This window comes from Bradyrhizobium sp. BTAi1, from assembly GCF_000015165.1.
Taxonomy (GTDB): Bacteria; Pseudomonadota; Alphaproteobacteria; order Rhizobiales; family Xanthobacteraceae; genus Bradyrhizobium; species Bradyrhizobium denitrificans.
The window spans coordinates 166064-188754 of sequence record NC_009485.1 but is presented as its reverse complement, the minus strand read 5'-3'; the positions used below and the strand labels follow the sequence as shown (position 1 = coordinate 188754).

General features: G+C 64.3%; 20 protein-coding genes. 10 read left to right on the top strand and 10 right to left on the bottom strand.

What is annotated here, in order from left to right; all coding sequences use genetic code 11:
• The first annotated feature begins 232 nt into the window (after positions 1-232).
• The 4 genes from rsmI (at position 233) to BBTA_RS00855 (ending at position 3452) form a co-directional block, all read left to right on the top strand.
• Complete coding sequence (gene rsmI, locus BBTA_RS00870; RefSeq protein ID WP_011942699.1) at positions 233-1126, top strand: 16S rRNA (cytidine(1402)-2'-O)-methyltransferase; 894 nt, start codon at positions 233-235, stop codon at positions 1124-1126.
• Entirely contained in the window at positions 1113-1523 is a 411-nt protein-coding gene (locus BBTA_RS00865) for a YraN family protein (RefSeq protein ID WP_011942698.1), read from the top strand. The genes rsmI and BBTA_RS00865 overlap by 14 nt, the downstream gene beginning before the upstream one ends.
• Before the next feature lie 33 nt (positions 1524-1556).
• Positions 1557-2498 carry a glutathione synthase gene (gene gshB, locus BBTA_RS00860; protein WP_011942697.1) on the top strand — a complete coding sequence of 314 codons (942 nt, stop codon included), beginning with the start codon at positions 1557-1559 and terminating at the stop codon, positions 2496-2498.
• A gap of 138 nt (positions 2499-2636) precedes the next feature.
• On the top strand, positions 2637-3452 hold the full coding sequence (locus BBTA_RS00855; protein WP_011942696.1) for an exodeoxyribonuclease III: 816 nt from the start codon (positions 2637-2639) through the stop codon (positions 3450-3452).
• A gap of 108 nt (positions 3453-3560) precedes the next feature.
• Here the strand turns inward: BBTA_RS00855 and BBTA_RS00850 are convergent, their stop codons facing one another.
• Together BBTA_RS00850 and BBTA_RS00845 are read right to left on the bottom strand one after the other, a co-directional pair.
• A complete protein-coding gene (locus tag BBTA_RS00850; protein ID WP_041750244.1) occupies positions 3561-4004 on the bottom strand; it encodes a cyclic nucleotide-binding domain-containing protein in 444 nt (147 codons plus the stop codon).
• A 65-nt stretch (positions 4005-4069) separates the two neighbouring features.
• Positions 4070-4756: a response regulator transcription factor gene (locus BBTA_RS00845; RefSeq protein ID WP_006612692.1), complete on the bottom strand. Its 687-nt coding sequence runs from the start codon at positions 4754-4756 to the stop codon at positions 4070-4072.
• 278 nt (positions 4757-5034) lie between these two features.
• Between BBTA_RS00845 and BBTA_RS00840 the strand changes: the two genes are divergently transcribed.
• Positions 5035-5556 carry a L,D-transpeptidase gene (locus BBTA_RS00840; RefSeq protein ID WP_011942694.1) on the top strand — a complete coding sequence of 174 codons (522 nt, stop codon included), beginning with the start codon at positions 5035-5037 and terminating at the stop codon, positions 5554-5556.
• 22 nt (positions 5557-5578) lie between these two features.
• A complete protein-coding gene (locus tag BBTA_RS00835) occupies positions 5579-6364 on the top strand; it encodes a 2-keto-4-pentenoate hydratase (protein ID WP_011942693.1) in 786 nt (261 codons plus the stop codon).
• Between the two features lie 46 nt (positions 6365-6410).
• Here the strand turns inward: BBTA_RS00835 and BBTA_RS00830 are convergent, their stop codons facing one another.
• On the bottom strand, positions 6411-7097 hold the full coding sequence (locus tag BBTA_RS00830; protein ID WP_011942692.1) for a YggS family pyridoxal phosphate-dependent enzyme: 687 nt from the start codon (positions 7095-7097) through the stop codon (positions 6411-6413).
• 109 nt (positions 7098-7206) lie between these two features.
• On the opposite strand from BBTA_RS00830, the gene BBTA_RS00825 reads away from it, so the two are divergent.
• Positions 7207-8904: a diguanylate cyclase gene (locus BBTA_RS00825; protein WP_011942691.1), complete on the top strand. Its 1698-nt coding sequence runs from the start codon at positions 7207-7209 to the stop codon at positions 8902-8904.
• A 14-nt stretch (positions 8905-8918) separates the two neighbouring features.
• On the opposite strand, the gene BBTA_RS00820 is transcribed toward BBTA_RS00825, so the two are convergent.
• Positions 8919-9905: a GGDEF domain-containing protein gene (locus BBTA_RS00820; RefSeq protein ID WP_011942690.1), complete on the bottom strand. Its 987-nt coding sequence runs from the start codon at positions 9903-9905 to the stop codon at positions 8919-8921.
• Positions 9906-10228: 323 nt separating this feature from the next.
• Here BBTA_RS00820 and leuS point away from each other — a divergent pair, with 323 nt between their 5' ends.
• The 3 genes from leuS to holA are packed head-to-tail and all read left to right on the top strand — an operon-like array spanning position 10229 to position 14438.
• Complete coding sequence (gene leuS / locus BBTA_RS00815; protein WP_011942689.1) at positions 10229-12853, top strand: leucine--tRNA ligase; 2625 nt, start codon at positions 10229-10231, stop codon at positions 12851-12853.
• Complete coding sequence (gene lptE / locus BBTA_RS00810; protein ID WP_011942688.1) at positions 12840-13391, top strand: LPS assembly lipoprotein LptE; 552 nt, start codon at positions 12840-12842, stop codon at positions 13389-13391. Before leuS ends, lptE begins: the two co-directional genes overlap by 14 nt.
• Positions 13392-13409: 18 nt before the next feature.
• Positions 13410-14438 carry a DNA polymerase III subunit delta gene (holA, locus tag BBTA_RS00805; RefSeq protein ID WP_011942687.1) on the top strand — a complete coding sequence of 343 codons (1029 nt, stop codon included), beginning with the start codon at positions 13410-13412 and terminating at the stop codon, positions 14436-14438.
• 310 nt (positions 14439-14748) lie between these two features.
• Here the strand turns inward: holA and BBTA_RS00800 are convergent, their stop codons facing one another.
• The 6 genes from BBTA_RS00800 to rho all read right to left on the bottom strand — a co-directional run bounded on the left by BBTA_RS00800 (position 14749) and on the right by rho (position 22510).
• Complete coding sequence (locus BBTA_RS00800) at positions 14749-15645, bottom strand: ParB/RepB/Spo0J family partition protein (protein WP_011942686.1); 897 nt, start codon at positions 15643-15645, stop codon at positions 14749-14751.
• A gap of 159 nt (positions 15646-15804) precedes the next feature.
• Positions 15805-16656, bottom strand: coding sequence for a ParA family protein (locus tag BBTA_RS00795; protein WP_011942685.1), 852 nt, complete (start codon positions 16654-16656; stop codon positions 15805-15807).
• Between the two features lie 29 nt (positions 16657-16685).
• The gene (rsmG, locus tag BBTA_RS00790; RefSeq protein ID WP_011942684.1) at positions 16686-17354 is read right to left on the bottom strand and encodes a 16S rRNA (guanine(527)-N(7))-methyltransferase RsmG; all 669 of its coding nucleotides are present in this window, start codon (positions 17352-17354) and stop codon (positions 16686-16688) included.
• Positions 17355-17365: 11 nt separating this feature from the next.
• Entirely contained in the window at positions 17366-19243 is a 1878-nt protein-coding gene (mnmG, locus tag BBTA_RS00785) for a tRNA uridine-5-carboxymethylaminomethyl(34) synthesis enzyme MnmG (RefSeq protein ID WP_011942683.1), read from the bottom strand.
• Between the two features lie 255 nt (positions 19244-19498).
• On the bottom strand, positions 19499-20836 hold the full coding sequence (gene mnmE, locus BBTA_RS00780; protein WP_011942682.1) for a tRNA uridine-5-carboxymethylaminomethyl(34) synthesis GTPase MnmE: 1338 nt from the start codon (positions 20834-20836) through the stop codon (positions 19499-19501).
• A 408-nt stretch (positions 20837-21244) separates the two neighbouring features.
• Complete coding sequence (gene rho / locus BBTA_RS00775; protein ID WP_008965552.1) at positions 21245-22510, bottom strand: transcription termination factor Rho; 1266 nt, start codon at positions 22508-22510, stop codon at positions 21245-21247.
• Positions 22511-22691: the final 181 nt, after the last annotated feature.

The following is a 22691-nucleotide window of genomic DNA, read 5'->3' as shown; positions in this document are numbered from 1 at the left end:
GCTCGCACGCTGCCGCTTCCTTGACCGTTTCGAACTTGCCGGTCCGAACTTGAAGCTCCGATGAACGGGACGCCCCCGTTTGGATCGGAAGGTCGATCGGCCGGACGCCCGTTCCGCGGTGGCTTTCCCCGGCCGGGCCATTTAAATTACCCCGATGGGCGCGCACGCAACCTCGAACATGTCGCCGAACCCCGGCAATTCTTCCACCACATCTGCCACCACGCGGGGCTATATGGTGGCCGGACACCGCGTGACTGCCCCGAAGGCGCGACCGGGACTTTATCTCGTGGCGACGCCGATCGGCAATCTCGCCGACATCACGCTCCGGGCGCTGGAGACGCTGGCCGGTGTCGACGGCATCTTGTGCGAGGACACGCGGATTACGCGACGGCTGACCGAACGCTACGGCCTGTCATCGGAACTCGCCGCCTATCACGAGCACAATGCCGAAGCCGTGCGGCCAAGGATCCTGCAGCGCCTGGCCGAAGGTGCCGCCATCGCGCTCGTGTCCGATGCCGGCACGCCGTTGATTTCGGATCCCGGCTACAAGCTGGTGCGCGAAGCCTGTGGGGCCGGTCATGCCGTGACCGCATTGCCCGGCCCCTCGGCGGTGCTGGCCGCCTTGAGCGTGGCGGCACTGCCGACCGATCGCTTCTTTTTCGAAGGCTTCCTGCCGGCCAAGCAGCAGGCGCGACGCGCGCGGCTGTCCGAGCTGGCACGCGTCGATGCAACGCTGGTGATGTTCGAGTCTGGCAACCGCGTGCAGGAGTGTCTGGCGGATCTCGCAGACGGCCTGCCCGGACGACAGGCCGCGATCTGCCGCGAGCTGACAAAGCTCCACGAGGAGGTCCTGCGGGGCGCGATCAGCGATCTGGCAGCGCAGGCCAATGAGCTGGAAACGCGCGGCGAGTTCGTGCTGGTGATCGGACCGCCGGCGCGCGATGCCGAGGTGCTGACGACGGATCAGCTCGACGCGCTGCTCGCGGATCTGCTGCAACGGTCGAGCGTCAAGGACGCTGTCATGCACGCCGTCGAACTCTCAGGCCGTCCGCGGCGCGAGGTCTATGCGCGCGCCCTCAAGCTCGCCAAGACCAAGCGGGCGGGAGAGGCCGATGGCGAAGGCTGAGCACACCAGCACGGCCAAGCCTTCCAAGCCAGCCGCGCCTGAGCGTGTCGCCGCCTTTCGCACCGGGCTTTCGGCGGAAGCACGCGCCGCCGCGCTTCTGATCGCCAAGGGCTATCGGATCCTCGCCAAGCGCTTCCGCACGCCGCATGGCGAGATCGACATCATCGCGCGCAAGCGCGACCTCGTCACCTTTGTGGAGGTCAAGGCCCGTGCCTCGCTCGACGATGCCGCCTATGCGGTGACGCCGCGTCAGCAGCAGCGCATCATCGATGCCGCGCAGGCTTGGCTGATGACGCATCCCGAACATGCCGAATTCGAGCTGCGGTTCGACGCAATTCTCGTTGCGCCGCGCAGCCTGCCGCGCCATCTGATAGCGGCATTCGACGCGAGCACCTGACATGACCTTACTGCAGCGAGCAGGGACCTGCCCATGAAACTGAATGTCGCCGTCCAGATGGACCCGATCGCGCGCATCAATATCCGCGGCGATTCGACCTTTGCGCTGCTGCTGGAGGCGCAGCGGCGGGGCCATGGCCTCTCCTACTACACGCCCGACAAGCTCTCGCTGCGCGGCGAGGAGCTGTACGCGCCGGTGCAGGCCTTGGCCGTGCGCGATGAAATCGGCGATCATTTCACGCTAAGCGAGCCGAAGCCGACCGCCTTGGCCTCCTTCGACGTCGTGCTATTGCGACAGGATCCGCCGTTCGATCTCGCCTACATCACGTCGACGCATTTCCTGGAGCGGATCCATCCGAAAACGCTGGTGGTCAACGATCCCGCGAGCGTCCGCAACGCGCCGGAAAAACTGTTCGTGATGAACTTCCCGCAGCTGATGCCGCCGACGCTGATCTCGCGCGATCTCGACGAGATCAACGCCTTCCGCGCTCAGCACGGCGCCGTGGTGATGAAGCCGCTTCACGGCCATGGCGGGGCGGCCGTGTTCCGGGTCATGCCGCAGGACATGAATTTCGGCTCGCTGTTCGACATGTTCTCGGTGACCTTCAAGGAACCCTGGGTGATCCAGCGCTTCCTTCCCGAGGTGAAGCATGGCGACAAGCGCATCATCCTGGTCGACGGCGAGTTCGCCGGCGCCGTCAACCGGGTCCCGGCGGCCGACGATCTGCGCTCCAACATGGTTCGCGGCGGCGCCGCGCAGGCCACCGAGCTCAGCCCGCGCGAACGCGAGATCTGCGATACTCTGGGGCCGGAATTGCGCGCCCGCGGCCTGTTGCTGGTCGGCATCGACGTGATCGACGGCAATCTCACCGAGATCAACGTGACCTCGCCGACCGGCATCCGCGCCATCTCGCGCCTGGGCGGGCCCGACATCGCCGCCCGCGTCTGGGACGTGATCGAGGCCAAGCGGCGTTGAGTGCGCCGACGTTCACGTTCGGCGCGCCGATAGCTGGGGATAAGGCCGATCAAAACGCCCGGTGCGGCCCGCTCCGGGGCTGGTGGTCCGCGCCCAGAACGCTGACGAGCGCGCAATCCATGGTATGACGCACGTCTCATGCGTCTCGTCCTGACCACCTGGAACATCAATTCGGTGCGCCTGCGCATCGACCTCGTCGCCAAGCTCATCAAGCAGGTCAGGCCCGATGTGCTGTGCCTGCAGGAGACCAAGTGCATCGACGACGCCTTTCCGCTGAAGCGATTCAAGCGGCTCGGCTATGAGCATATCGCGCTGAACGGCCAGAAGGGCTATCACGGCGTCGCCGTGATTTCGAAATGGCCGTTCGACAGCACCGGCGTCAGGACGTTCTGCGACAAGGTGGATTCCCGGCATATTTCGGTGGCCTTCGGCGAGAAGGCGCAGCTGGCCCGGCCGCTGGTGCTGCATAATTTCTACGTGCCTGCCGGCGGCGACATTCCCGACCCCGCGCTCAATCCGAAATTCGAGCACAAGCTGCAATTCCTCGACGAGATGAAAGCGTGCGAGCCGTTGCACCCGCGCGGCGACGACCGCCACATCCTGGTCGGCGACCTCAATGTCGCGCCTCACGAGCACGACGTCTGGTCGCATAAGCAGCTTCTGAAGGTGGTGTCGCACACGCCGATCGAATGCGAGAAGCTGCTGGCGGCGCAGAGCCACGGCGCATGGGTCGATGTCGCCCGCGAGCGGATCCCGATGTCGGAGAAGGTCTACACCTGGTGGAGCTATCGCGCCGCCGACTGGACCGTCGGGAATCGCGGCCGGCGGCTCGACCACATCTGGGTGTCGCGCGCGCTGAAGGACAATGTCACCGATTTCAGCATCCTGCGCGACGCCCGCAGCTGGGAGCGTCCGTCAGATCATGTCCCGGTGACGGTGACGCTCGACGTGTAATTCGGGCATGATCCGGACAAGTGGAGACCGCATTTTCCGAAAAGACCCTGGTCAACAACGCGGAATGATCATGATGCGTTTCCGTGGAAACGCCTCATGGTCCAGAGGTCACGACATCAGCTTGGCGCCGGCCTTCAGGATGTCGCCGGCCAGCCGTGTCGCCCGATTGGCGAACTCCTCGCGCAGCCGCCGTGCCGCGACGGCATCGCTTTCCAACACGCGCTGGAACAGGCTGCGCGAAAGCCGAACCACCGACGCATATTCCAGGGCCGTCGCGGTCGCAGGGCGTCGCATCTCCACCAGCAGCGCCAGCTCGCCGATCAGCATGCCCGGCGTCGCGACAACCTCGGCTCCGACCTGGTCGCTGACGCGCAGCGAGCCGCGCTGCACCACATAGCCGCAATCAGCCGTGTCGCCCTCGCGGAACAGCGCCTCGCCGCTCTGGATGTTGCGCGGCTCGGACCCGATCGCAAGCATGCGCAGGGATTCGCGTCCCAACAGCCGCAGCGTCGGGACGCGCTCCAACAGCGCAATATCATCTTCGATCGACATCGAGAGCCCGGGGAAGGCAGAATTAATCCAATATCATAGACGGCGGACCGCCATCCCCGAACGTATCACGGCACCAGCTTGTAGCCACCGGCCTCCGTGACCAGAATCTCTGGATTTGCGGCATCTTTCTCGATCTTCTGCCGCAAACGGTAAATATGCGTTTCCAGCGTGTGGGTGGTGACGCCGGAATTGTAGCCCCACACCTCCTGCAGCAGCGTCTCGCGCGACACCGGCTGCTGGCCGGCACGGTAAAGGAACCGCAGGATGGCCGTTTCCTTTTCCGTGAGCCTGACCTTGCGGGCGTTCGCGCCGGTCAGCATCTTCGAGCCGGGGCGGAAGCTGTACGGACCGACCGAAAACACCGCATCCTCGCTGGCCTCGTGCTGGCGCAGCTGGGCGCGGATGCGCGCCAGCAGCACGGCGAAGCGGAACGGCTTGGCGACATAGTCATTGGCGCCGGATTCCAGGCCCAGGATCGTATCCGAATCGGTGTCGTGCCCGGTCAGCATGATGATCGGGGCCTTGAAACCGCCCTTGCGCAGGCTGCGCACCACCTCGCGACCATCGGTGTCGGGCAGCCCGACATCCATCAGGACCAGATCGGGGGAATTGGCCTTCGCCGCGCTGGCGCCCTTGGCGCCGGTATCGACCGCCTGAGCCTCGAACTCGTCATGCAGCGACAGCTGCTCCATCAGTGTGTCGCGCAGATCGGTGTCGTCATCAACGATCAGGATCTTGCGGGCATTGGCCATTGGTACAAATCCTCTTGCTGGCGCCGGCGGGGATCGAATGATGGGCGCCTTCGACGGTGGGCAAAACAGGCTCATCAGCCCTGTTTCGTCTTGAAGTAGGGGGCTGTTACCGATTCACAAGCGCCCGACACTGTACTCCAGATTTGGGAAGGGAATGAGGTGAATGTCCTGTGTGACCCCGCGCGGGACCATTTGCCGACATTAAGGCAATTGACGGGCAATGCATGGCAATGAAGAGGCGCGTTGTTTCATATCATGACGCAAAGGGATCATCTGGTATGCCAACTACCACGATCCGGGTCCGGGCCGCCGCCGGGAATCGGCGGCGCGGCTGGCTGATCATGGAGGGACTGATCATCCCCGTTGCCCTGGGCCGCGGCGGCATCCTGGCCAATAAGCGCGAGGGCGACGGCGGCACGCCGCGCGGCCTCTTCCGGCCACGCCGGCTGTGGTGGCGGGCCGACCGCCACCGGCGGCCGCAGACCCGGCTCCCCGTCCGTCCGATCGGCCCCGAGGACGCCTGGTGCGAGGATCCGGCCGATCGCCGCTACAACCGGCCGTTTCGGCTGGGCGGCGATCAGCCGGGGGACCGGCTGGCGCGCAGCGACCATCTCTATGACTTCATCATTGAGATCGACCACAACACGCGGCCCCGGATCGCCGGACGGGGCAGCGCTGTGTTCCTGCATTTGGCGCGGCCGAATTTCGGCCCCACCGCCGGCTGCGTGGCCATGACCCGGTCGGCAATGTTGCGGCTGTTGCAAAGCATCGGCCCGCGCACCAGGATCATCATCGAATGACAAGATTCTGAGGGAGGACACCATGCTCACGCCGAGCCAGGCCGTATCGGCTTCGCGGATCCTGCGTGAGCATTGGCGCGAGGGCAGCAAGTTCGCGGCATTGCCCCCAGATCTGCAGCCACGCAACCGCACCGAGGGCTACGCCATCCAGGCCGAGATCGAGTCGCAATCCAGCGCGCCCTTGTTCGGCTGGAAGATCGCGGCGACCAGCGAAGCCGGGCAGCGCCACATCAACGTGGCCGGACCGCTGGCGGGCCGGATTCTCGCCGAGACCGTGCTGCCCGATGACGGCACGGCATCGATGGCCGGCAACGCGATGCGGGTCGCGGAGCCGGAATTCGCCTTTCGCATGGCCAACGACCTGGCGCCGCGGACCATGCCCTACGACGTCGCCGAGGTGCTCGCCGCCGTGGCCACGCTGCATCCAGCCATCGAGATCCCTGATTCGCGGTTCGCCGATTTCGTCACGGCCGGCGAGGCGCAGCTGATCGCCGACAATGCCTGCGCCCACCTGTTTGTGCTGGGCGCTCCGGCGACCGCGGATTGGCGCAGCCGTGATCTGGTCGAGGAACGCCCCCGGATTACGCTCAGCGGCCGGGACTTCATCGGCCACGGTCGCAACGTGCTCGGCGATCCCCGCGTGGCGCTGGCGTGGCTGGTCAACGAACTCCGGGCGCTGGGACTGACGTTACGGGCAGGGCAGGTGGTCACGACCGGCACCTGCCATCCGCCACTGCCGATCGGCAGTGGCGACAGGATGGACGTCGATTTCGGGGACCTCGGACGGGTCTCGGTGCGCTTCGCCTAACGACGCTCATTCTCGCGCGTGGTGGCCTCAGCCGCTGCGTGTCCCGTCAGCGATGGCCGAAGATCGCCGAGCCGACGCGCACATGCGTGGCGCCGAACTGAATGGCCGTGGCGAAATCGGCGCTCATGCCCATCGACAGATTCGCAAGGCCGTTGCGCGCCGCGATCTTGGCGGTCAGCGCGAAATGCGGACCCGGTGCCTCGTCGACCGGCGGAATGCACATCAGGCCGGAAATCTCCAACCCATAATCCTTGCGGCAGGCCGCCACGAACGCGTCGGCTTCACCGGGCGCGATGCCGGCCTTTTGCGGCTCCTCGCCGGTGTTGATCTGAACGAACAGCTGCGGATGCCTGTTCTGCGCCGCAATTTCCTTGGCGAGCGCGGCGCACAGGCTCGGACGATCCACCGAATGAATGGCGTCAAACAGCGCCACCGCCTCCTTGGCCTTGTTGGACTGCAACGGCCCAATCAGATGCAGCGACAGCCCCGGATGCGCCGCCATCAGCGCCGGCCATTTTCCTTTGGCTTCCTGGACCCGGTTCTCGCCGAACACGCGCTGGCCGGCCGCGATGACCGGCTCGATCGCATCCGCCGCAAACGTCTTGGACACGGCGATCAAGGTGACCGAGGCTCGCTCGCGTTTGGCGTCGCGGCACGCCCGCAGGATCTCCTGCTCGACTGCAGTGAGCGCGGATGGTGAAGACGAGGTGAAGCTGGTCGGGGCATCTGGCACGAGGGTGTCCGTCGGTAGATTTACGGGTTTGGCTGCAATTTTACGGAGTTCGGGAAAGGCTTCTTGAACCCTTCTCCCTACCTTGCGCGATCGGGGGCAGGGGGAAAAAATGCCAAGCATCCGCTTCAATCGCAATAGAGTGAAGCTGAACCGGCTGTTGGGGATTCGGGCACGGCTGGCGCTGCTGGCCGTGATCCTGGTTGCGCCGTTGATGCTGGAACGCGCGCGGTCGCTCGAAACCGCCCGCACGCGACAGATTGCGCTCGCTTCCGAAGAGTTCTTCAATATCGCCCGACAAAGCGCCGACATGCAGCGCGAGGTCATCATGTCGGTCGAAACGGTGCTGAAATCCACCGCCTATGTCCGCGCGTCGGCGTCCGGCGTCAGCCGCAGCTGCGATATGCTGCGCGCCAGCCTGCCGACAACGCTGCCCTGGATCCGCACCCTGATGATCGCCGGACGGGACGGACGCATCCAATGCTCCACCAATAATCAATATGTCGGTCTCGACTTCAGCGAGCGGCCTTATTTCCGCGGTGCGCAGGAGACCCGCGACTTCGTGTTCAGCGACTATCTGCTGTCGAAACCGACGCACATGCCGATCGTCATGGCCGCCTATCCGGTCGCAGCGATCACCGGGGAGCCCGACGCCGTCATGCTGGCGAGTGTCAATCTGGAATGGATGTCCAAGATCATGAGCAATCTTGGCAGCCGTCCGGGAATCACGGCGGTGCTGATCGACAGCGAGGGAACCGTGCTGGCCGCGCCGACCGATCGCACCGAGCTGATCGGACGGCCGCTCGACAGCGTGCCCCTGCTGTCGGCGGTGGCCGAGACCGCGATGAGTTCCGACAAGCCTTCGGACACCGTCTCGTTCACGGCCGCCGACGGATCAAAACGCGCGATCAATTTCACGCGCATCGCCGACACCGGCTCGCGCCTGATCGTCAGCATCGATGAAACCCGCGTTACGGCCGCGATCGACCGGGACATCCGCAACGCCTATCTGCAGGCCGGGCTGGTTTGCCTGATCGTGCTGCTCGGCGCGCTGATTGCGGCGGAGAAGCTGATCGTCAAGCCCGTCAACATGCTCGCGGCGACCGCGAAGCGCTTCGGGCTCGGCCAATGGTCGGCGCGTGTCGCCACCAAGAACCTGCCCTCGGAATTCGTGCCGCTGGCGAAGTCGTTCAATGCCATGGCCGCCAAACTCGGCCAGCGTGAGCGCGAGCTCATTGCCGCCAATGACCGGCTCACCGTGATGGCTTCGATCGACATGCTGTCCGGACTGGCCAACCGGCGCGGCTTCCAGAACCATATCGACGTCGAATGGGCGCGCGCCCTGCAGACCGGCGCCGAGCTCTCGCTGCTGATGATCGATGTCGATCACTTCAAGCTCTACAACGACACCTATGGCCATCCGGAAGGCGATGCCTGCCTGTCCCGGCTTGGCGAGACCTTGGCGCAGATCGCGCAAGCCACCGACGCCTTTGCCGGACGTTATGGCGGCGAGGAGTTCTGTCTCTTGATTCCCGGCATCGATGCGCGGCAGGCTTTCGAGATCGGCGAGCAGATCCGTTATGCGGTGCTCGAGCTGAACCTGCCGCATGCGACTTCGGCGTATCGCTGCGTCACCGTCAGCGTGGGCGTGGCCTCTGCGCGGCCCAACGACGCGCTCGCGACGACCGACCTGATCGAAGCCGCCGACGCCGCGCTCTATGCCGCAAAGCACCACGGCCGCAACACCGTCATTGCGCATGGGCTGGTGGACTCTGCTCGCGAAGCAACTGGCGTGGCGCGCGCGGGATGAGCAGCGCAAGATGGTCAGCCGACCGCGAGCTTGCGGTCGAGCTCGAGCTCGGTAATGACGCGGTTGCGGCCGAGCTTCTTGGCGAGATAGAGGGCGCGGTCGCAGCGGTCGATCAGATCGGCCATCGATTCGCCGAACTGGAACTGGCCCACGCCGATCGACACGGTGATCTGGGGCAGCACCTCGCCGGTTGAACGCCGGGTGAACTGACAATCCGCGATCGTGCGCCGGATCCGTTCCGCAATGGCATGGCAGCCTTCGAGATCGGTCTGCGGCAGCACTGCGATCAGCTCCTCGCCACCATAGCGTGCCGGAAGATCCTGGTCGCGGACCCGCTCGCGCAGTGCCTTGGCCACCAGGCGCAGCACCTGATCACCGACACCGTGACCGTAATTGTCATTGAACTTCTTGAAGTGATCGACGTCGATCAGCAGGATGCTGAGCGGCTCGTCCCTCTCCATCGACTCGATCTGGGCGTGACGGAAGAATTCCTCGAGCGCGCGGCGATTTGGCAGACCAGTCAGCGTATCGGTGCGCGCGCGCTGCTCCGATTTGTTGAGCGAGTCTCTGATCGTGTCGAGCTCGCGCGACTTCTCGGCGAAGCTCGCTTCGAGCTTGGCCGCCCGCGCGGTGGCCTGGGCGAGTTCGCTGACGAGATTCTCGATCAGGATCTTCGGATCGACACCCTGCTCGCTGCGCTCGGCGACGCCGTCGATCGCCGCCATATGCGTGCGGTTGTCGGCGATGGCGGCGGTCAGATAGCTCTTGGCGGAGTCCATCACGCCATGCAGCTGTTGCGAGACTTTATGGACGACAGCCGCTTCCGTTCCCTGCTGGCCGATATAGGTGTCGAACAGCGCCTGGTTTGTGGTCTTGTCGAACTTCCGCTTGTTGCTGACAAGAATGTCGACGGCACGCTTCAGGTCCGACGCCGATCCCAGCGAGTACTTGAACCACAAATGGAAGTTGTTAGGCGTGGGGGGCACGCGCTGCTGAGCCATGGAACGCATGGCCTTGTCCGCGACCGTCGTCGCGTACTCGAAGTCAAGCTCGTCGAACGTAGCGCCGGACACGATGCGGAGTGTTCCAAGATGCTGGCTGGGGATCTTGATTATGCACTCAGTCTCCCATTCAAGTCTTAACCGTGCCTCAATCGAACCTTCGACACCCCTGACGGAGCCGCTAAAAAACGCGCAATTACCGTCGCTTAGTTGATGCTCGAAATGGTATCATCATCTCCCGCCCCATTGACCCGCGTGCCGCTTTTGTGGCCTAGTCCGCCGTCTTGAAACGACGCGAATCCTCGAAAATTACAAGCGATTCCATGACATCCGAACGCTACAACGCCCGTGAAGCCGAGCCGCGCTGGCAGCGCCAGTGGGACGAGAAGGCGATCTTCGCCACCAAGAACGACGATCCGCGTCCGAAATACTACGTACTCGAGATGTTTCCCTATCCATCGGGGCGCATCCATATCGGCCATGTCCGTAATTATACGCTGGGCGACGTGCTGGCGCGCTTCATGCGCGCCAAGGGTTTCAACGTACTGCACCCGATGGGCTGGGACGCGTTCGGCCTGCCGGCCGAGAACGCCGCGATCGAGCGCAAGGTCGCGCCGAAAGCATGGACCTACGACAATATCGCGGCAATGAAGAAGCAGCTGCGCTCGATCGGCCTGTCGCTCGACTGGGCCCGCGAGTTCGCGACCTGCGACCCGTCCTACTACAAGCACCAGCAGAAGATGTTCCTCGACTTCATGCAGGCGGGGCTGGTGGAGCGCGAGCAGCGCAAGGTGAACTGGGATCCGGTCGACATGACCGTGCTCGCCAACGAGCAGGTCATCGACGGCCGCGGCTGGCGCTCCGGTGCGGTGGTCGAACAGCGTGAGATGAACCAGTGGGTGTTCAAGATCACGAAGTACTCGCAGGAGCTGCTGGACGCGCTGGACGGACTGGACCGCTGGCCCGACAAGGTGCGGCTGATGCAGCGCAACTGGATCGGCCGCTCCGAGGGCCTGCTGATCCGCTTCGCGCTGGATCCGCAGACCACACCGGCGGGCGAGACCGAGCTGAAGATCTTCACGACGCGACCGGACACGCTGTTCGGCGCCAAGTTCATGGCGATCTCGGCCGACCATCCGCTGGCGCAGGCGGCCGCGGCCAAGAACCCGGAACTCGCCGCGTTCATCGCCGAGATCAAGCGCATCGGCACCGCCCAGGAGGCAATCGACACCGCGGAGAAGCAGGGCTTCGATACCGGCATCCGCGCGGTGCATCCGTTCGACCCGAGCTGGACCCTGCCGGTCTATGTCGCCAATTTCGTACTGATGGAGTACGGCACCGGCGCCATCTTCGGCTGTCCGGCGCATGACCAGCGCGACCTCGACTTCGTCAACAAATACGGTCTCGGCAACACGCCGGTGGTCTGCCCGGAGGGGCAGGACCCGGCGTCGTTCGTGATCACCGACACCGCCTTCGACGGCGACGGGCGCCTGATCAATTCGCGCTTCCTCGACGGCATGACCATCGCGCAGGCCAAGGACGAGGTTGCCAAGCGGCTCGAGGCCGAGCAGCGCGGCGGCGCGGCGGTCGGCGAGCGCCAGGTCAATTTCCGCCTGCGCGACTGGGGCATCTCGCGGCAGCGTTATTGGGGCTGCCCGATCCCGGTGATCCATTGCCCGACATGCGATGTCGTGCCGGTGCCGGCTAAGGACCTGCCCGTGGTGCTGCCGGACGACGTCACCTTCGACAAGCCGGGCAACGCGCTCGACCACCATCCGACCTGGAAGCACGTCACCTGCCCGAAATGCGGGGGCAAGGCGACCCGCGAAACCGACACCATGGACACCTTCGTCGATTCGTCCTGGTACTTCGCCCGCTTCACCGATCCGTGGAACGAGACCGCGCCGACCACACCCGATGTCGCCAACCGGATGATGCCGGTCGACCAGTATATCGGCGGCGTCGAGCACGCGATCCTGCATCTGCTCTACAGCCGCTTCTTCACCCGCGCGATGAAGGCGACCGGGCACGTCGCGATGGACGAGCCGTTCGCCGGCATGTTCACGCAGGGCATGGTGGTGCATGAGACCTACCAGAAGGCCGACGGCACCTACGTCAATCCGGCCGAGGTCAAGATCGAGGTCGGCGGCAATGGCCGCCGCGCGGTGCTGACCGCGACCGGCGAGGACATCACGATCGGCCCGATCGAGAAGATGTCGAAGTCGAAAAAGAACACGGTCGATCCCGACGACATCATCGAGAGCTACGGCGCCGACGTCGCCCGCTGGTTCATGCTGTCGGACTCGCCGCCGGACCGCGACGTGATCTGGAGCGACGAGCGGGTGCAGGGCGCGGCACGCTTCGTCCAGCGTCTCTGGCGGCTGGTCAACGAATCGGTCGCAGCAGGCCAAGAGGCGCCCTCCTCCCGCCCGGCCACGTTCGGCCCGGACGCGCTGGCGCTGCGCAAGGCCGCGCATGGCGCGCTCGACAAGGTGACCGGCGGCATCGAGCGGCTGCATTTCAACGTCTGCCTGGCGCATATCCGCGAATTCGCCAATGCGCTGGCCGAGGTGCTGGCGCGGCCGGCCAAGCCGGCGCCCGACCTGGCCTGGGCGATCCGCGAGGCGGCCCAGATCCTGGTGCAGCTGTTCTCGCCGATGATGCCGCATCTGGCTGAAGAATGCTGGCAGGTGCTGGGCCAGGGCGGGCTGATCTCGGAGGCCTCCTGGCCGCAAATCGAACGAGATTTGCTGGTTGAGGACAGCGTGACCCTTGTCGTGCAGGTCAACGGCAAGAAGCGCGGAGAAGTCACAGTCGCCAGCAACGCGCAGAATCCGGAAATTGAGTCTGCCGTTTTGGCCCTTGATGCAGTAAAATTGGCGCTGGATGGCAAGCCCGTCCGCAAGGTGATCATTGTTCCCAAGAGGATCGTGAATGTCGTCGGCTAGGTTTCGGATCGCTGCGCGCCTGGTCGCCGTGGCCGCTTTGGCTGGCCTGACGGCCGGCTGCTTCCAGCCGATGTATGCCGAGCATGCCGACGGCACGCCCGGACTGCGCGACAAGCTGGCCGGCATCGAGCTGCCGCCGGTCGACAAGCCGAACGCGTCGCCGGAGGCGCGCATCGGCGTCGGCATCCGCAATGCACTCGCCTTCAAGCTCTACGGCACCGCGACCGGCACGGCGCCGACGCACAAACTGGTGCTGAAGTTCCAGACCAGCCGGTCGTCCCTGATCGTGTCGCAGACCACGGGCCTGCCGACCACCGAGAATGTCGGCATCGACGCCCAGTACAATCTGGTCGAGCTCGCCACCAACAAGTCGGTCATGACCGGGACAACCTTCGCCCGCACCTCCTACGACATTCCCGGATCGTATCAGCGATTCTCGCGCCAGCGCGCGTTCCGCGACGCCGAGGACCGCGCCGCCGAGCAGATCGCCGAAAACATCAAGACCAGGCTCGCGGCCTATTTCACCGCGGGCACCTGAGACACGGCTGACACCGCCGTGGTTGCGCTGCGCGGAAAAGACATCGACGCCTTCCTGGGCCGACCCGATCCCGCGCGGCCGCTGATTCTGCTGTACGGCCCCGATACCGGTCTGGTCCGCGAGCGCGCCGACACGCTGATGGCGTCAGCCGTCGACAATCCGGATGATCCATTTTCCGTCGTGAAACTCGATGGCGACGAACTCGCCGCCGAGCCCTCAAGGCTCGTCGACGAGGCCATGACGGTGCCGCTGTTCGGCGGCCGCCGCGCCATCCGGGTGCGCGCGGGATCGCGCAATTTTGCGTCCGGGGTCGAAACGCTCAGCCAGATGACCGTGCGGGACTGCCGCATCGTGATCGAGGCCGGCGATATCAGACCGGATTCACCGTTGCGCAAGATCTGCGAAAAGGCGACGACAGCGGCGGCGATCGGCTGCTATCCGGACACCGAGCGCGATCTGGCCCGGCTGATCGACGAGGAGCTCCGCGTCGCCGCTTTGCGCATCGCGCCGGATGCCAGGGCCTCGTTGATGGCGCTGCTCGGCGGCGACCGTCAGGCCTCGCGCAACGAGTTGCGTAAGCTGACCTTGTTCGCCCATGGCGAGGGCGAAGTGACGCTCGATCATGTCATGGCTGTCGTCGCCGATGCCTCGGAGATGAAGCTCGACCCGATCGTCGACGGCGCGTTCGGCGGCAAGCCGGATGTCGTCGAAACCGAGTTCGGCAAGGCGATGATCGCCGGCACCTATCCCGGTGTCATCATCTCGGCGGCGCAACGGCACGCCGCATGGCTGCACAAATCAGCGCTCGCCGTCGCCTCGGGGACGCCGGTATCGAGCATCCTGGAGGGTGGTTTTCCGCGACTGCATTTCTCACGCAAGCCGAGCGCCGAGACGGCGCTGCGCAACTTCTCCCCTGCCCGGCTGCTGCCGATCATCGACCAGCTGGCCACCGCCGCACTCGACATGCGCAAGCAGCCGGGACTGGCCGCGGCCATCGCGCAGCGGACGTTGTTGTCGATCGCGGTGAATGCGCGGCGGAAGGGCTGATCGGTCCTCATCAGGACGCCGGCTGATCTCACATCGACATCGCATTGAGGCACAAGGCGGAGCGCCAACCTCCAGCGTCATTCCGCGGCGACGCCCGCCAGCGCGGCGAGACCGGAATGACCAAGGAGAGCGCGGAAGCGCCTTGGGCAAGCGCGATCGTTCGGGTCGTCGGATGAGTAGCACCGTCAAACTAGAACTTCGTCAAGCCCGCCCATCATGATGCGTTTCCACGGAAACGCCTCATGATCTTTCCTCTTTATTTGAGCATGATCTTTTCGGAAAACCGGTTTCCACTTTTCCGGATCATGCTCTAACCCTGCTCCAACCTCCGCATCACCTCATCGAGCTGCTCGAGGCTGCGATAGGTGATCTGCACCGTGCCGCCAGGATCGCGGTGGCTGATCGACACCGTGAGACCGAGTGCATCACCGACGCGCTTCTCCAACGCCAGCGTGTCGGCATCCTTCTTCTCCGGCGCTGCGCCGCCGCCGGAGCTGCGCGGCTTCTGCGGCTTGCGCTCGGGCACACCCTCGTCATGCGCGAGTGCCTCGGTCTGACGAACGTTCAACCCTTCGGCGATGATCTTCTTCGCGGCAGTCAGCGGATCCGGCAAGTTGATCAGCGCGCGCGCATGGCCGGCCGAAATCTCGCCGGTGGCAATGAAGCCCTGCACCTCGGCCGGCAGCTTGGTCAGCCGCATCATGTTGGCGACGTGGCTGCGGCTCTTGCCGACAATCTTGGCAATCTCTTCCTGGTTGCGTTTGAACTCGTTGGCGAGCGCGTGATAGCCCTGCGCCTCCTCCATCGGGTTCAGATCCTCGCGCTGCACATTCTCGATGATCGCGAGCTCCAGCGCATCGCTGTCGCTGACATCGACGGGAACGATCGGCACCTCGTGCAGACCCGCGGCCTGCGACGCCCGCCAGCGCCGTTCGCCGGCGATGATCTCGTAGCGATCCTGCTGGCCCTTGACCGGACGCACCACGATCGGCTGGATCACGCCATGCTGCTTGATCGAGGCCGAGAGCTCGGCGAGCTCGCTGTCGGAAAACGTCTTGCGCGGATTGCGCGGGTTCGGCTTGAGAAACTCGATCGGCACCTTGCGCTGATTGCGCGGCCGTTCCGGCGGCGCGCCCGCCTCGCGGCCGACGTCACCGATCAAACTTGCAAGACCCCGGCCCAACCGCGATCGCGACTCGTCCGCCATCGCCTTCTCCTTTGGATTCACGTCAAGCTCCGCTCGCGTCCTGCTGCCGAGCTACGCGTCGGCACAATAAAAAGGGATCGCGAACCCCGCGACCGGGATCCGCCGTCATCCTCGAATAGAGCCCGGATGACGCAAGGTCATCTGGAGCAAAGGCATTGATCAGTTGGCGCGCAGATCGCGCTCGCGCTGGATGACCTCGGTCGCGAGCTTCAGATAGGCTTCGCTGCCGACGCATTTGAGGTCATAGACCAGCACCGGCTTGCCATAGGACGGCGCTTCCGAGATGCGGACGTTGCGCGGGATCATCGTGTTGTAGACCTTCGATCCCATGAACTGACGCACATCGGCGACGACCTGATTGGACAGGTTGTTGCGCGAGTCGAACATGGTCAGCACGATGCCGTGGATCGACAGGTTCGGATTCAAGGTCGAGCGCACCTGCTCCACGGTCTGCAGCAATTGCGACAGACCTTCGAGCGCGAAGAACTCACATTGCAGCGGCACCAGGATCGCGTCCGACGCCGCCATGGCGTTGACGGTCAGCAGGTTCAGCGACGGTGGACAGTCGACCAGCACATAGGTGTAGTCGTTCTCCGGCGAGACATTGTTGTTCAGGCCGGCGATCGCATCGCGCAGACGGAACGCGCGGTTGGCGCTGTTGCCGAGCTCGAGCTCCAGACCCGACAGGTCCATCGTCGAGGACGCGATGTGCAGCCGCGGCACGGCGGTCGCCACCACGGCGTCGCGCAGCGAGGCCTCGCCGATCAGCACATCGTAAGTCGAGCAGTTGCGGCTGCCGCGGTCGATGCCGAGTCCGGTCGAGGCGTTGCCCTGCGGATCGAGATCGACGATCAGCACGCGCTCGCCGATGGCCGCCAGCGCCGTGCCGAGATTGATCGCGGTCGTGGTCTTGCCGACCCCGCCCTTCTGGTTGGCGAGCGCCAGGATGCGCGGATGCCCATCCGGGTGAGGGGCTCTATCTTCTTGATAAATTTGATCAATTACGGCCATGCGCGATCGCCATCGGTTGTCAGCGGAATTCAGTTGTGTCGCTCGATGCAATCGATTGCGACGATCCAGCCCTGCCCGCCCGTCCGGCTGGAGTAAAGTTTCGGCTCAATTTTCCAATACTTAGTAGATTCGGTCAATTCCGCTTCTACATCTTGACCCTTGAGAAACAGCGCTTTCGCGCCTCTTTTCACCAAGGGCTCCGCAAAGCCGATGAGTTGATGTAGCGGAGCCAGGGCGCGTGCGGTCACGCAATCGACTCCCCCGCTCCACTTCTCCACGATATCCCCGATTTCTGACAAATGCACGATCCCCGGAGCGCCGGTGACGCGAATGGCTTCGCGAAGAAAGGCCGCCTTCTTGGCGATGCGCTCCACCAGGTGGACCTCGGCGCCCGGCCGCTCGGCCAGGGCGCAAGCAAGGACCACACCGGGAAAGCCGCCGCCGCTGCCGAGATCGACCCAGATCTTTGCGTCGGGCGCGAGATCCAGCAGCTGTAGCGAATCCGAAATGTGCCGCGTCCACAAATGCGGCAGAGTCGAAGGCGCGACCAGATTCGTCTTGGCCTGCCATTCCAGCAGCAACGCAACATAGCGATCAAGGCGCTGTTCCGTTTCACGTGAAACGGGTGTCAGCGCGAGGGCTGCCGCCTTGTCCGCCGCGATCACTTTGGACGCCACCACCGCCGATGTCTGTTTCACGTGAAACGCCTTCAGACCATAGCTTTGCTGCGCCGGGCTTCACGGCGGAGATAGGCTGCCAGGATTCCGAGCGCTGCCGGCGTCATGCCGTCGATCCGTCCCGCCTGCCCGATCGTCCACGGCCTGGCGGCGGTCAACTTCGCACGGGCTTCGTTCGAGAGACCCGGCACGAGCGCGTAGTCGATGTCGCCCAGCACCAGACCCTCATCGCGTCGGAACGCGTCGACGTCCTCGCTCTGCCGACGAACATAGACATCGTATTTCGCATCGATCTCGAGATGGACGGCAATGGCTGGTCCGATCGTGCCGAGTTCGGGCCAGATGCCTCGCACCTCGGAGAAACCGATCTCCGGATAAGCCATCAGCTCGAAGGCCGAGCGGCGCTGGCCGTCCCGGTTGAGCGTGAGTCCGTACTTGGCGGCCTCGTTCGGCGTGATGGTCACAGACCTTGCCAGCGACCGCGCCGCTTCGAGCGCATCCATCTTCGTCCGGTGGAAACGCGCGCGATCCCCCCCGACACAACCGAGCGCAATGCCCTTGTCGGTCAAGCGCTGGTCGGCATTGTCGGCGCGCAGGGTGAGACGATACTCCGCCCGCGAGGTGAACATCCGGTACGGCTCGGTGATCCCGCGGGTCACGAGGTCGTCGATCATGACACCGACGTAGCCGTCGGCGCGATCGAAGACGATCGGCTCCCCGCCTCCCGCGGTAAGAGCCGCATTGAGCCCGGCCACCAGACCCTGCGCCGCAGCCTCTTCGTATCCGGTGGTGCCGTTGATCTGGCCGGCCAGAAACAGACCTCGCATCCGCTTGGTCTGAAGCGTCGGCTCGAGTTCGCGCGGATCGACATGATCATATTCGATCGCATAGCCCGGCCGGATCATCCGGACGCGCTCGAGCCCCGGAATAGTCGGAAGCAGCGCGAGCTGAACCTCTTCCGGCAGTGACGTCGAAATGCCGTTCGGATAGACGGTCGTGTCGTCGAGCCCCTCGGGCTCCAGAAAAATCTGATGACCATCGCGATCACCGAAGCGAACGATCTTGTCCTCGACCGAGGGACAATAACGTGGGCCGGTCGACTTGATCTGGCCGGAATACATCGGCGAGCGATGCACATTGGCGCGGATCACGTCATGGGTCGCGGTCGTTGTCCGGGTAATGCCACATTGGATCTGTGGCGTCGTGATAGTCTGGGTCAGGACGGAGAACGGCTCCGGCGGATCGTCTCCCGGCTGCATCTCCACAGCCGACCAATCGATCGTCGTCCCATCGAGCCGCGGCGGCGTTCCGGTCTTGAGCCGGCCGAGACGAAATCCAATCGCTTCGAGCGATTGCGACAAACCCAGCGCTGGCGCTTCGCCGACGCGACCGGCGGGCCAAGTCTTCTCGCCGAGATGGATGAGCCCGCGGAGGAAGGTGCCGGTGGTGATAACGATGGCACCGCAGGCCAAGGGCCGGCCATCAGCCAGCCTGAGTCCAGTGATCTGTCCATCCGCAACGATCAGCTGATCCGCCTCACCTTCAACCACGGTCAGGTTCGCCGTCTCGCGGATCGCGGCCTGCATCGCCGCGGCATAAAGCTTACGATCGGCCTGGGCGCGGGGGCCCCGGACGGCAGGACCCTTCCGGCGATTCAGGACGCGAAACTGGATACCGCCCGCGTCAGCGACCCGGCCCATCAATCCATCCAGCGCATCGACTTCCCGAACCAGGTGACCTTTGCCAAGTCCACCGATCGCCGGATTGCAGGACATGGCGCCGATGGTCGCGAAATGATGCGTGACCAGCGCGGTGCGGGCGCCCATGCGCGCCGAAGCCTCGGCCGCCTCGCAGCCCGCATGGCCGCCGCCAATGACGATGACGTCGTAGGATGTCAGGTGATCGCTCATGGCCGACTATCTAACGCTCAAGGACGATGCTCGGAAGACGTTTCACGTGAAACATTGCGCAGTTCGGATGACAGGTGTTTCACGCGAAACATCGAGGCCGCGCCGACGCCGTTTCACGTGAAACGTCCCGCTGAAGTGCTCTGCGGACGTCGGCCGATTTCGCGTTGAACAGTTCTCTGGTTCCGCTGTGTTTCACGTGAAACAATTGACGCCCGGTTAACCAAAGAACGATTGGTTAAGTATATCTGCTCTCCGCTACTTCCCGATACAGAACTCGCGAAAGATCACGTCGAGCAGATCCTCAACATCCACCCGTCCCAAAAGACGTCCGAGCGCAAGCGCGGCGATGCGCAGCTCCTCAGCTGCGAGCTCCTCGCCCAAGTCGACGGCCGCGATGCTCCGGCGAAGCGCTGCAGCGGTCTCGCTCAGCCACGTCCGCTGCCGCTCTCGCGTGATCAGGCCGTGCTCCGTCGCGCCGAAATAGTCCCGCGCGAAACCGACCAGAGCTTCCAGCAGATCTGACATCCCTGCTCCGCTTCGCGCCGAGATCGCGAACACGGGACTCTCGGGGCTGACAGAGATCGCTCCGCTCTGCTCCGTGATCATTAGATCGATCTTGTTACGGACGAACCAGATCGGACCATCAGTCTGGCGCTCCAGCTCTGCCTGGTCATCTTCGGTCAGCCAGAGCACGAGATCGGCTTGAGCCGCACGGTCCCTGGCACGCCGGACCCCCTCCTGCTCCACTGGATCATCAGTCTGCCGGATGCCCGCGGTATCAATCACGGTCACCGGATAGCCGTCGAGGTCGAGCGCGACCTCGATCAGGTCACGCGTCGTGCCCGCATGCGGGGACACGATCGCGACCTCGCGCCGCGCCAGTTGATTCATCAGCGTCGACTTGCCGGCATTCGGCGGTCCGGCGATGACCACAGTCAGCCCGTCGCGCAGCCGCTCCGCCCGGCCCTGTGCCGCCAAGACCTCCTCGATCTCTGCCAGGAGTTGCCTGATCCACGCGAGCGCCGGAGCGATCAGCTCCGCCGGTACGTCTCCCTCATCGGCAAAGTCGATGCCGGCTTCGATCAGTGCCGCCGCCTGGATGATCTGGTCGCGCCAACTCCGGGCTTTGTCCCCGAGCAGTCCCTTGAGCTGTCGGAGCGCCTGGCGCCGCTGCCGGTCGGTGTCGGCATGAATGAGATCATCAAGGCCTTCGGCCTCGGTCAGATCGATCTTGCCGTTCTCGAAAGCACGCCGGGTGAATTCACCGCGATCGGCGGCGCGCATCTGCGGCATCGCTGACAGCAGGGAGACCAGCGTGGTGATGACGGCGCGACTGCCATGGACATGTAGCTCGGCGACATCCTCACCGGTCGCGCTGGCCGGTCCCGGAAACCACAGCACCACCGCATCGTCGATCGGATCGCCACGATCGTCGCGAAGCAAAGCGCGGGTCGCCAGACGTGGCGGCGGCAGCTTGCCTGTCAGCGTCTGAAGCGCCGGGCCGGCACCAACTCCCGACAGCCTGACGATAGCGATCGCGCTCGGCGGGCGTCCGGAGGACAGCGCAAAAATGGTCTGATCATGAGGATGCATAATCCTCAGTTGGGCTCACCGGATCCGAAAGACAATCGGTTTGCGCTGGCATGCTTTACGCTGGATGGCGAACGCCCCGCCGCGACTAGCCCTCGGCTCGAGAACTGCGCGCCGGCGTCGCGAATCGCGAGACTGCGATAAGGGCCTTAGGGCTCGAGATCTTACCAGGGGGCGCGCAAGCTCCGACTCGATCTCAGAGGGATCATGCGCCGAATGGAGACGGAGAGCTGATCGTCATGCAGGCTGATCCGGATGTCTCATTCGTTGTCACGACAGACCTGCATACTCGGACCGAGTCCGGCATGAGCGGCAAAGGCAGCACGGTCACCCGTGGCGCCACAAAACAAGCCAAAACAAAAAGGGCGCTCCGAAGAGCGCCCTTGCCGGATCCGGAGATCGGTCCGTCGATCAGGTGTTCATCGACTCGAAGAACTCCGCATTGCTCTTGGTGCTGCGCAGCTTGTCGAGCAGGAAGTCGATCGCGTCCATGGTGCCCATCGGATTGAGGATGCGGCGGAGCACGTACATCTTCTTGAGGTTCTGCGGCTCGGTGATGAGCTCTTCTTTGCGTGTGCCGGAGCGCGCGATGTCGATCGCCGGGAAGGTCCGCTTGTCCGCGACCTTGCGGTCGAGGATGAGCTCGGAGTTGCCGGTGCCCTTGAACTCTTCGAAGATGACCTCGTCCATGCGGCTGCCGGTATCGACCAGCGCGGTCGCTATGATGGTCAAGGAGCCGCCCTCCTCGATGTTGCGGGCCGCACCGAAGAAGCGCTTCGGCCGCTGCAGCGCATTGGCGTCGACACCGCCGGTCAGCACCTTGCCCGAGGACGGCACGACGGTGTTGTAGGCGCGGCCGAGGCGGGTGATCGAGTCCAGCAGAATGACCACGTCGCGGCCATGCTCAACTAGGCGCTTGGCCTTTTCGATCACCATCTCCGCGACCTGAACGTGACGCGCGGCCGGTTCGTCGAAGGTCGACGACACGACCTCGCCCTTGACCGAGCGCTGCATATCCGTGACTTCCTCCGGACGCTCGTCGATCAGGAGCACGATGAGGTAGCACTCGGGATGATTGGCCGTGATCGAGTGCGCGATGTTCTGCATCAGCACGGTCTTGCCGGTCCGCGGCGGAGCGACGATCAAAGCGCGCTGACCCTTGCCGATCGGCGCGACGATGTCGATGACGCGCGGCGACAGATCCTTGCGGGTCGGATCCTCAAGCTCGAGCCGGAAGCGCTCGTCCGGGAAGAGCGGCGTGAGATTGTCGAAATTGACCTTGTGCTTGGACTTCTCGGGATCCTCGAAGTTCAGCGTATTGACCTTCAGCAGCGCGAAATAGCGCTCGCCCTCCTTCGGGCTGCGGATATGGCCTTCGATCGTATCACCGGTGCGCAGGCCAAAGCGGCGGATCTGCGACGGCGATACATAGATGTCATCCGGGCCTGGAAGGTAGTTGGCGTCCGGCGAGCGCAGGAAGCCGAAGCCGTCGGAGAGAACCTCGACGACGCCTTCACCGATGATGTCCGTTTCCTGAATCGCAAGCTGTTTGAGAATGGCAAACATCAACTCCTGCTTGCGCATCGTGCTGGCGTTCTCGACCCCGTTTTCCTCCGCGAAGGAGACGAGCTCGGCCGGCGTCTTTGACTTGAGGTCCTGTAGTTTGATTTCCCGCATTGGGGTGGTCCTGTGGAAGCGACTTGGGAGGGATGCGAGGTGGCTGTGGGAAGGCGGACGAAATGAGGTCCGCAGGTCTGAGCAGGCCGGCGCGATCAGCGCCAGACCTGATGCGGCGGCCGGTCGAGCCGGGACGCAACCACATCCGCCTGCGTGGGGTGGGATTTAAACAATATAGAAA